Here is a 726-nt window from a genome sequence, read left to right as displayed (position 1 = left end):
GGACTGATGTTCATCACGAACCGGATTCAACGCTGTGCCGGTGTGGTTGCCAAATGAAGCGGATCGGTGAGGACGTCTGCGAGAAACTCGATTACCAGCCCGGCGTATTCACAGTCGAGCGCCATGTACGTGGGAAATGGGTGTGCCATCAATGCGAAACATTGATACAAGCACCGGTACCGGCGCAGATTATCGACAAAGGCATCCCGACCTCCGGATTGCTGGCTCAGGTGCTGGTCACTAAATATGCTGATCATTTGCCTCTGTACCGTCAAAGCGGCATCTTTGAACGGGCAGGATTCACCATTCCCGATTCCACGCTATCCGAATGGGTGGGCCGTTGCGGTGTTGCCTTACAGCCGTTGGTGGATGCGCTGAAGCGGGAATTACTGAATCAGCCGGTATTGCATGCCGATGAGACCCCGCTGCCCATGCTCAAACCGGGGAGCGGCAAGACGCAACGGGCCTACCTGTGGAGTTATTGCAGCACACCTCTCAGTAGTATGAAGGCGGTGGTATTCGACTTTGCAGAAAGCCGGGGTGGTAAGCATGCAGAACAATTTCTGGACCGATGGCGGGGGACCCTCGTCTGCGATGATTTCCCAGGCTATAAGGCGCTGTTCAAATCCGGTATCACGGAGGCTGGATGTATGGCGCACGCCCGACGCAAATTCCATGAGCTGTGGGCAAACCACAGCAGCCAGATTGCTGGTGAGGCACTGGATT

At 55.5% G+C, this 726-nt stretch carries 1 protein-coding gene; it reads left to right on the top strand.

Annotated features, from left to right (window positions below; translation table 11 throughout):
• A partial coding sequence (gene tnpC, locus KDM89_RS23120) for an IS66 family transposase (RefSeq protein WP_212689525.1) occupies positions 1-726 on the top strand: 726 nt, incomplete at both ends.

Source organism: Cognatundibacterium luofuense (assembly GCF_018139685.1).
In the GTDB taxonomy this organism is placed as follows: Bacteria; Pseudomonadota; Gammaproteobacteria; order Burkholderiales; family Burkholderiaceae_D; genus Undibacterium; species Undibacterium luofuense.
Note: the sequence above shows the minus strand (reverse complement) of the source record. Positions and strands in the feature narration are given on the sequence as shown.